Raw genomic sequence first — 8,563 nt, 5'->3', positions numbered from 1 at the left:
AACGCCTCCACTCTGCCGTGGGTTACCGCCCTCCGTGCGAAGTCCACGCCGAGTACGAGAAGTTGCGAATCGCCGCGTGAAACAAACGGTCAAAAGCCTGTCCGGAAAACGCGAGGCCCCTCAACCCCACCCGCCGGACCCGCGACCTGGTTCGCCAGCTCAAGGCCCTCGGCCACGACGTCACCCTCACGCCAGCAGCCTGACCAGCAACCCCGTCCAACCCCAGGCCAACGAAGGGCGCAGCCCGCCCTGGTGCAGGGAGATTTTCCGTTCAGACCCTAATCCTTGTCAGCCATCCGGAACCTTCCCGATCACATTCAGATGCCGAACCGATGCCTCGGCCGACCGGTTCGGCCAGAGCGCTGATGGCCGCGGCGGACTTCGTCGAGTATGCGCCGCGGCCCGTCGGCCGTGTGCCCTGACCATGTCAGGGCCTGATGCGGTTCTCGTACTCCTGTCCGCTGATCTTGGCCACGGTGCAGGCCCTGCCGTTACCGGAGACGGTGGGCTCCTTGCCGTCGGTCCCGTTGACCCAGCGCACCGTGTCGAAGACGGCGCCGTCCAACCGGATGGCGCCCACGGTCTGCGCGATCACCGTGCTGGAGTTGCCAGTGATCCTGAGGTTGTCGGCCGCCTCCACGGTGACGGTGTTGAACCGGCCGCCGATGATGACCGTTCCACACGTTCCGGTGAGCCCGATGGTGTTCGCCTGGCCTTCGATGACGACGTCGTGCCCTGTGCAGTCGGTGGCCCGCCTGCTGTAACTGCTGCTGATGGTGAGTGACGTGGCACCGCCGGTGGCAGCGGCTGAGGTTGAGTCCGGATCGCTCGTCGAACCGGCGGCGTGCGAACCGGTGCCGCTATCGGTACGCGCCGCGCCGGGGCTACGTGTCGCCGACCCGGCGCTCGCGGCAGGAGCCGGCTCCGACGCGTTGTCGGCACAGCCGACCATCGTCGAGAGGGTCAAAGCGAGGAGAGTGCGGGAAAGCAGTGTCGCCTTGCGCATGGCGGGATTTCCCTTTCGGTGGTGATTTTGCGGCCGACCGGTTTTCCTGTACGCGTTCGTGGACAGAGCGAGAGCCAGGTCAATGGCACGTGCAACGCGATCGAGCGTCGGCACCGGGCGGCTGTGGATGTAGCACTGTCGTCGCTCCCGGAACCGCTGCGGCCTGCACCTGCGCGGGAACGGAACTCGACGATCTGGTACGGCGGTCAGTCCGACGCTGGTGCGTCGGCCGCGGGGAGGTGGTCCTCCGCCCACACGATCACGGCAGCGAGGGGAATGAGGAAGGCGTTGCCGTGCGGTGAGAGTGCGTAGAGGGTTCGCGAGGACGGGTCGCGCGGGACAGTTCGGGTCACGAGGTCAACCGTGGTTAGTTCCCGCAGGCGTTCGGCGAGCATGCGGTCGCCGATGCCAGGGATTCGATCGCGAACCTGGGCGAAGTCGGCCGGGCCTTTGGCCAAGGCCGCGATGATCAGGCCGTTCCAGCGTCTGCCCAGCAGGGCGAAGGCTCGGTCAGCGGCCAGAAGGGATGCGGGCAGCCGCTGGGCGTCGGACCGGTGCTCCCGCTGAGCGCAGCGCGGGGTGTTCATGATGGCTGTTCCTTCTCTGTGGGCGCCTGGCATCACAGCGCGATGCCAGGCGCCGCACATCGTTCTGGCCGTTTGATGTTCGTTGGACCAACCTGGCCGCACAGCTGGGAATGTCTTCCCCGCGCAGGGGTGAGTTCGCTCTCTGCGAGGTCAGCCCATGTGGGCGGGCGCGGCGCCTTCCGTCTGCTGCTGCTTGCCGGCGTTCACGGCCAGGGTTGTGACCACTGCGCCGACCAGAAATATGGCGCCCGCGCCGACGAAGGCCACGGTGTAGCCGTGCGTCAGTGCCTCACTGGCCTTCGAGACCAGACCGAAGTCCTTGGCGGCGAGTCCCCGGTAGAGGCTGGAGGCCGCCTCGGGCAGCTTGTCGTCGGCTGCAGACGTGGAGATCGTCGACAGAACGGCGAGACCGAGCGCGCCGCCGATCTGCTGGGCCGTGTTCAGAAGCGCTGACGCGACGCCTGTGTCCAGGTGGTCCACGCCGCTGACCGAAGTCACCGTCAGCGGGACGAAGGCCGCCCCCAGTCCTGTGGCCGTGACGAACATCGCGGGCACCAGATGACCCGCGTACGAGGAGTCGGTCCCCAGGGTGGAGAACCAGAACATGCCTGCCGCCCCGATCGTCAGGCCCAGTGCGGCGATCAGCCGCGGTGCGAAGTGGGTGACCAGCTTGGAGCTGACGCCCGCGGCAGCGGACATGCCGATGCTGAAGGGCAGATAGGCGAAGCCGGTTTGGATCGCGCTGTAGCCAAGGACCAGCTGCATGTACAGCGTCAGGAAGTAGAACGTGGCGAACATGCTCGAGCCGATCAGCAACATCGTGGCGTAACTACCGCTGCGGTTACGGTCCTTGAACATGCGCAGCGGCATCATCGGGTCCGATACGCGGTACTGCAGGACCAGGAACGCGCTCAGCAGCACGGCGGACGCCGCGAAGGAGATCAGTGTCAGGCCGTTCGTCCAACCGTGTTCGCCGCCTCGGGTGATGGCGTAGACGAGGGTGATCAGCCCACCCGTGCCCGTGATCGCGCCGGGGATGTCCAGGCGGCCGGGGTGGCGTTCGGCCTCGACCAGAGACTTCGTTCCGGCGAGGACGGCCAGGCCGATGGGGATGTTGATGAAGAACACCCATCGCCAGCTGAGAGTTTCGGTCAACGTGCCGCCCAGCAGCATTCCGACCGTGGCGCCGACGCCGCCCATGGCCGCGTACACGCCCATGGCCGTGTTGCGTGACCTGCCCACCGGGAAAGTGGTGGTGATGAGAGCCAGCGCGCTGGGAGCGGCGATCGCGGCGCCGACACCCTGCATCACCCGGGCGCCGAGCAACAGCCCTTCGTTCGGGGCGAGTCCGCCCATCAGGGAGGCGAGGGTGAATATGAGGATGCCGACCTGAAACATCCGCAGTCGTCCGAACAGGTCGCCGGCCTTGCCTCCGAGCAGGAGCAGGCCGCCGAAGGCGAGGGCGTAGGAGTTGACGATCCAGGCCAGATTCGCGTCGGAGACGCCGAGGTCGGTCTGGATGGAGGGCAAGGCGATGTTGGTGATGGTGTTGTCGAGGACCATCATCAGCTGGGCCGCGGCGATCACGAAGAGCGCGATGCCGAGGTGCCGGTTGCCCGGGGCGGCCCCAGTCGCATCGGCACCCGCCTGAGCGGGAGTGGTGATCGTACTGTCGGCAGACAACGGAGAACTCCTCAAGGATGGTCGGGAGGCGTGGTAATTCATGAGAACGAGAAAGGGATGTGGAACATCGATTTGAGTTCCGGGAGATTGCAGACAGTGGGCTGGGCATCACACGCGGGCGCGGGGTCGAGCTCTGCTACCCGATTGCCGATAGAGGTAGATGGGAGGCGTATTCCCGTCTCGAGGTCGAATGGACCGTAACACCTCGGCCCTCGGTGATGGGCACGCTCCCTGATGTGATTGTTCTTGCGCTTGACGTGGGCGACGGATCTGTGGTCGAGCGGCAAGATATCGAAATTGTTCGAGCGCGAATGGGTGACGCTGTCAAACGCAGAATTGTTTTCCCAAATTCTCGTATACGAATACCGGCGACCGCCCGCGCTGAAGCCCTCTGCGATCAGGCGGGAGCCGGACCGAGTCTGCGGTGAACTTGCTGGCCGTCCCGCAAGCCGGCCAGCACGCTCGGGACTCCACCCAGGTCAGCTGATCGTCCTCGCGGCCTGCCCCGCCAGGGGCAGGCCCATTCCGGCCCTCGACTTCGTCTGCTCAGCCGGCATCCAGCACACCTTGCCCAGCCCCGCCTGCATCCTCGAAGCCGACCGCCAGGAGTTCGGCATGTCCATCTTGTCTGCCGAATGCCGCGTCATCCTGCGCCACATACTCTCCGGCATGATGGCCGAGGCGGACTGGACCAGGCCGGCTCGACGGATACCGGACGTTAGCTGCACCTACTCCAACCTCCACGACCGCCGCCGCTGAAGCTGCTCGCCAAGGAACTCAGGGTGCCGTCTTCGCCGCCTCCCCCTCAACCGCGGCCCGGAACCGGGATGCCATGAACCGCATCCTCGCCGGACGCTCACAGCACTCGTACAAAGCACTGACCATCGTCGCCCCGGTAGAGGAAGCCGAAGTGCCTTCGTACCGCTTTCACTCGCCACACGGACCTGAAACACGCGTTCTGCGAAAATGTCCGCCCCCGCGGAGAAACACCCACACGACGAGAGATGACTTCGTCTGCAATTCCGGAAACCCAAAGAACTCCGCGCAACGGATGTCGAGGAACTTCGCCGCCCCGGGAAGACGACGAAGTCCTCGGCGGAACCCTGCACCAAGCCGGGACCGAGAACCGGCACTTGCGCCGACAACTCGACGGCCGCCATGCCGGCATTCGCGAACTGCCGACGCAGGCGGCACCTCTCGGCAGGTAGCAGCCCCTCTGCCACCGACAACCCTGCTGAGATTTTGGCCTCTTCCCGGCCTGGACCTCATCGGTGCCGAGACCCAGCATTCGCTGAGGGCTCCGGCACCGATGATCGCCGGCCTCGCGCGTGCCCGCGTGCTGAGCGTGGCCGCGGGGGAGCTGCCTACTCGGGCAGCGGCAGGTGGCCGATCACCTTCTCGCCCACCGCCGCGGACATCCGAAGAGCCTTGTACCCGTAGTCCCGCATGGCCTCTTCGTAGGCGCCGATGCCGTCCACGACGTCCTTCTCACCCTGCGCGGCGGCGAGCAGTTCGCCTCCGAGAACGTGTGCGTCGCGCAGCGCGGTGTTGGCGCCGATGCCCAGGGCCGGGCTCATGGTATGGATCGCGTCGCCCACCACGGTGACGTTCGAGGGCTCCCAGGCACTGACGGGCACACAGCTGCGCAAGGTCAGCGCCTGCACCGTGGCGGTGTCCCACAGTCGTACCGTCTCTACCAGGGCCGGGTGCCAGGAGGCCACACGTTCCAGCGCGTACGCCTTCAGCTGCTCCGGGGTGGCGGTGAACAGCTCGGCGTCGGGCATCATGAGGCTCTCTACGGAGTTGAAAATGCTCAGCGCATAGTTCTTGGTGGCTTCGTTCTGGAAGTCCGGGTCCTGTTCCTTGACCAGCGGGGAGCCGGGGTTGCTGCGCTCGAGTGGGCCGAGGGTGAGCCCGGTCCAGTCGGCGGCGTAGGCCAGCGAGAAGGTGTTGAACAGCTGCTGCGGCAGCTTGGCCTTGGTCTCCTCGGTGATCGGGACCTTCGCGGCGATGTGCCGAGCGGCCAGGTCGACGACCTTCACCTGCGGCAGCCTCTGGGCCCGCACGCTGGAGTTGACGCCGTCCGCGGCGATCAGTACGTCGGCCTCGACACTCTCGCCGTTGTCCAGGAGCACGGTGACGGTGCCGTCGGGGTTGGAGCGGTATCCGGTGACCTTCGCACCGAAGTGCACGGCCTTCTCCAGGCCGAGATAGAGGATCCGGCGCAGCGTCGAGCGGCACACCACCAGGTGCTCCGGGATGTCGGTGGGCACCCCCGTGCCTTCGGTGGCGGACCTGTCGCGACCGGGGCGGAGGTTGAGCTGCTCGTCGAACAGCAGCATGTCGTCGTTCGGCATGCCGGAGGTCGCGAGGAACAGCTCCCACAGCTGCGGCTCCAGGGCGGCGTGCAGGGCGGAGGTACCGGTGGAGTTGATGTGAATCCGGTAGCCCGCCTCACGGGCGCCGATGGAGGTGTCACGCTCGTAGACGGCCACGTCCAGGCCGTGCCGGTTCAGGTAGTGGGCCAGCGTCAGCCCGGCAAGACCGCCGCCGGCGATGACAATACGAGTCCCAGACAAAAGTACTCCCAGTGCAATTGGTTTCGTACGAGGGAGCACACTGGGCCTCTCCGAAAGAGAGGACGATTGACACAACCAGACGTAACATTGTCTGGCTGCGCCCCGGACTACCGACCGGGATGCAATTTTGTGTGCTATGAAATTGTTCACCGGAATTTCACCGGTGGGTGCCGGACCGAGTTTCCGGCCAGGGGCACTTCTTCAGCGCGTCAGAGTGTACGCGAGAAAAGGTCCAGCAGTGCCGCCCAGTGGCGTTCCGCGGCGTCGGCGTCGTAGGCGGCGGTGTCCGCCTGGGTGAAGCCGTGGTGTGCGCCGGTGTACACCACGCAGCGGTGAAGTACGCCCGCCGCGGTGAGCGCCTCGTCCAGACGCTCGACCTGCTCGGGGGGCAGTGCGTGGTCCTGGTCCGCGTGGCCGAAGTACAGCTCACCCTTGATGCGGTCGGCGAGCAGGTGCGGACTGTCGGGCGCGGTGGAGGCGAGGTTGGCGCCGTGGAAGCCGGCCGCGGCGGCCACTCGGTCCGGATAGGTGCCGGCCGTGCGCAGTGCCAGACCGGCGCCCATGCAGTAGCCGGTGACGCCGACCGGTCCGCTTCTGGCCATCGGGCACTCGGCCAGCCGGCGCAGGTAGGCGTCGGCGTCCGCCATCGTCGACTCCGGCGTCAGGGACTGGATGAGCGGCCCGATCCGCTGGAAGAGCTCTGGGCGCTCGGCCGGGCCCACGAAGTCCGGCAGGTCGATCACCGGCGCCCGCCCGTGGCGGTAGAAGACGTTGGGCACCAGGACCGTGTACCCGGCCGAGGCCAGACGGTCGGCCATCTTCTTCAGATGCGGGCGCAGCCCGAAGGCGTCCATGTAGAGCAGAACGGCGGGAAACGGCCCTGCCCCTTCAGGGTGCACCAGGTAGGCATCGGCTGCGCCGTCGCGCGTCGCAATGTCCACGGTTGCTCCATGCACACCACTCATACGCACCTCTTCCTTTCTTCCGAACGGGAATTGGTAGATATCTTCCACGGGAAATACCTCGACATTGGTGCCAGAGCCGTCCAACGGGCGGCCCGGCCATCTAGTCTAGCCCCCCATGGAGCCCCGGAAAGACTTGTGAAGCAAGTGACGCTTCCCCTTCTTTTCAGCCTTGACTTGGCCCGGGTAACCTGGTCGGGCAAAGCGTGAATTGACAGGCGGCGGGAAATCTGCTCTCCGAAATACCGCCTGAATTGAGTTCGCCCGAGTTCACGCCGTGACCGCCGAGCAGGCCGTGGCCGTCACCGGACGCTTTCAGCCCATCTGGTCCTCGGCCGACAGGTGTTCCACCGTCTTGCCGGTCTCGGTGAACGTCCGCGTCACGTGTCCCGACGAGTACACCCACAGGATGCGCAGCGGACAGTCGCCGATGTTCCGGAACAGGTGGGGGAGGGGGGAGGGGACGTATGTGGTGTCGAACCGCTCCAGCCTGGTCACTTCGCCGTCGACGACCACCTCCGCCTCGCCCTCCAGGATCGTGACGTGCTCGTCGCAGTTGTGCGAGTGCAGGGGCGCTCCGGAACCGACGGGATAGACGCTCATCCCGCTGGTGATGAGGTTCTCCCCGCCCGCCGAGGACGTGGTGATGAGCGGTGTCGTCAGGACCGCGCCGCCGCGGTCCAACCGGGGTACGGACGCGGTCTTGATGATGGTGGTCATCCCTGGTTCCTCTCCAGTCCACGGTCGTGCGTCGATCGACAGTAGGTCGCGTCTCGGCGAATGGATGCCTTCTGGCGTGCAGCTTTACCTTGCACTCCTGGAGGGGTGGGGAACGCCGGAGCCGGTTGTAGCGTCACTTGAGACCGCACGGCGTCGCGTTCCGTGCCCGTAAGTGCCGGCAACGCGCCGGGAAGAAAAGGCAGGTATCCGGCTCATGAGGCTCCCCGTTCTCAGCAATGAGGAAATGACCGAGCGTCAGCAGGAGTTGGCCGCCCGGATCGCAGGCCGGCGCGGTGCCGTCCGCGGCCCGTTCCGGGTCTGGCTGCACAGCCCGGAGATGTGCGAACGTGCCGAGTCCCTCGGGGCTTTCGCCCGGTTCGACTGCAGTCTGCCCGGGCATCTGCGTGAACTCGCGCTCCTGATGGCCGCCCGGAATTGGGACGCGCAATACTCCTGGAACGCCCACGCGCACCAGGCGATCGAGGCCGGTATTCCGGAGGCGGCCGTCAAAGCCATCGCCGAGCGGCGCGAAGCGGCCTTCGACAATGAGGCCGACCAGGCCTTCTACCGGTTCTGCCGCGAAGTCCTCGACGAGCACTTCGTCTCGGACGCCACCTTCGCCAGTGCCCTGGAGCACTTCGGCCGCAAGGGGCTGGTCGACACCATCGGGGCGCTAGGCAACTTCACCATGCTCGGCATGTGCCTGAACACCTTCCAGGTGGATCTCCAGCCCGACCGCGAGCCTCCCTTCCCCGATGTCCGCGGCTTCGAGCGCGTGGTTCCCGACGGGAGCCGGCCGCAACCGTGACACTCGGCGCCGGCCCGGACTTGGGTACGCACGTGCGCGCCGCTGTGACCGGCGGGACACCGGCTGCGCCCCCGGTGGTCCGGCTACGAGACGTCACGATGATCTTCGTCGGGGGTGGCCGCGCGCAGGGGCGGGTTCGGTACCGCCCGCGCGCCCAAGCGCCGTGGACCGGCGACGAGACCGACCGTCGGTGAGAACGCGATGCCGGGCGACCTGCC

8 protein-coding genes are annotated in these 8,563 nt (G+C 66.5%); 2 read left to right on the top strand and 6 right to left on the bottom strand.

Annotation, left to right across the window (positions count from 1 at the left end; all coding sequences use genetic code 11):
• Positions 1 to 427: 427 nt before the first annotated feature.
• The 3 genes from LJ657_RS33785 to LJ657_RS33775 form a co-directional block, all read right to left on the bottom strand.
• On the bottom strand, positions 428 to 1,006 hold the full coding sequence (locus LJ657_RS33785) for a DUF3060 domain-containing protein (protein WP_232652708.1): 579 nt from the start codon (positions 1,004 to 1,006) through the stop codon (positions 428 to 430).
• A gap of 206 nt (positions 1,007 to 1,212) precedes the next feature.
• Positions 1,213 to 1,593: a winged helix-turn-helix transcriptional regulator gene (locus LJ657_RS33780; RefSeq protein ID WP_232652707.1), complete on the bottom strand. Its 381-nt coding sequence runs from the start codon at positions 1,591 to 1,593 to the stop codon at positions 1,213 to 1,215.
• Between the two features lie 150 nt (positions 1,594 to 1,743).
• Positions 1,744 to 3,276 (bottom strand): MFS transporter, encoded by a 1,533-nt coding sequence (locus tag LJ657_RS33775; RefSeq protein WP_232652706.1) that lies wholly within the window; start codon positions 3,274 to 3,276, stop codon positions 1,744 to 1,746.
• 252 nt (positions 3,277 to 3,528) lie between these two features.
• On the opposite strand from LJ657_RS33775, the gene LJ657_RS33770 reads away from it, so the two are divergent.
• Complete coding sequence (locus LJ657_RS33770; RefSeq protein WP_232652705.1) at positions 3,529 to 4,035, top strand: DnaB-like helicase C-terminal domain-containing protein; 507 nt, start codon at positions 3,529 to 3,531, stop codon at positions 4,033 to 4,035.
• A 605-nt stretch (positions 4,036 to 4,640) separates the two neighbouring features.
• On the opposite strand, the gene LJ657_RS33765 is transcribed toward LJ657_RS33770, so the two are convergent.
• The 3 genes from LJ657_RS33765 to LJ657_RS33755 all read right to left on the bottom strand — a co-directional run bounded on the left by LJ657_RS33765 (position 4,641) and on the right by LJ657_RS33755 (position 7,537).
• Complete coding sequence (locus LJ657_RS33765) at positions 4,641 to 5,855, bottom strand: FAD-dependent oxidoreductase (protein ID WP_232652704.1); 1,215 nt, start codon at positions 5,853 to 5,855, stop codon at positions 4,641 to 4,643.
• 209 nt (positions 5,856 to 6,064) lie between these two features.
• Positions 6,065 to 6,820: a dienelactone hydrolase family protein gene (locus LJ657_RS33760; RefSeq protein ID WP_232652703.1), complete on the bottom strand. Its 756-nt coding sequence runs from the start codon at positions 6,818 to 6,820 to the stop codon at positions 6,065 to 6,067.
• Positions 6,821 to 7,132: 312 nt separating this feature from the next.
• A complete protein-coding gene (locus tag LJ657_RS33755; protein WP_232652702.1) occupies positions 7,133 to 7,537 on the bottom strand; it encodes a cupin domain-containing protein in 405 nt (134 codons plus the stop codon).
• 244 nt (positions 7,538 to 7,781) lie between these two features.
• Between LJ657_RS33755 and LJ657_RS33750 the strand changes: the two genes are divergently transcribed.
• The gene (locus LJ657_RS33750) at positions 7,782 to 8,345 is read left to right on the top strand and encodes a carboxymuconolactone decarboxylase family protein (protein WP_232652701.1); all 564 of its coding nucleotides are present in this window, start codon (positions 7,782 to 7,784) and stop codon (positions 8,343 to 8,345) included.
• The last annotated feature ends 218 nt before the right edge of the window (positions 8,346 to 8,563 follow it).

Origin of the sequence: Streptomyces guryensis (assembly GCF_021261325.1) — a bacterium.
Taxonomy (GTDB): domain Bacteria; phylum Actinomycetota; class Actinomycetes; order Streptomycetales; family Streptomycetaceae; genus Streptomyces; species Streptomyces guryensis.
The sequence above is the reverse complement of the archived record's forward strand: the minus strand, read 5'-3'. Positions and strand labels throughout refer to the sequence as shown.

Coding starts and splice junctions, on each gene's coding strand:
- LJ657_RS33785 (WP_232652708.1), bottom strand. CDS start 1,006: ATGCGCAAGGCGACACTGCTTTCCCGCACTCTCCTCGCTTTGACCCTC.
- LJ657_RS33780 (WP_232652707.1), bottom strand. CDS start 1,593: ATGAACACCCCGCGCTGCGCTCAGCGGGAGCACCGGTCCGACGCCCAG.
- LJ657_RS33760 (WP_232652703.1), bottom strand. CDS start 6,820: ATGAGTGGTGTGCATGGAGCAACCGTGGACATTGCGACGCGCGACGGC.
- LJ657_RS33755 (WP_232652702.1), bottom strand. CDS start 7,537: ATGACCACCATCATCAAGACCGCGTCCGTACCCCGGTTGGACCGCGGC.
- LJ657_RS33750 (WP_232652701.1), top strand. CDS start 7,782: ATGACCGAGCGTCAGCAGGAGTTGGCCGCCCGGATCGCAGGCCGGCGC.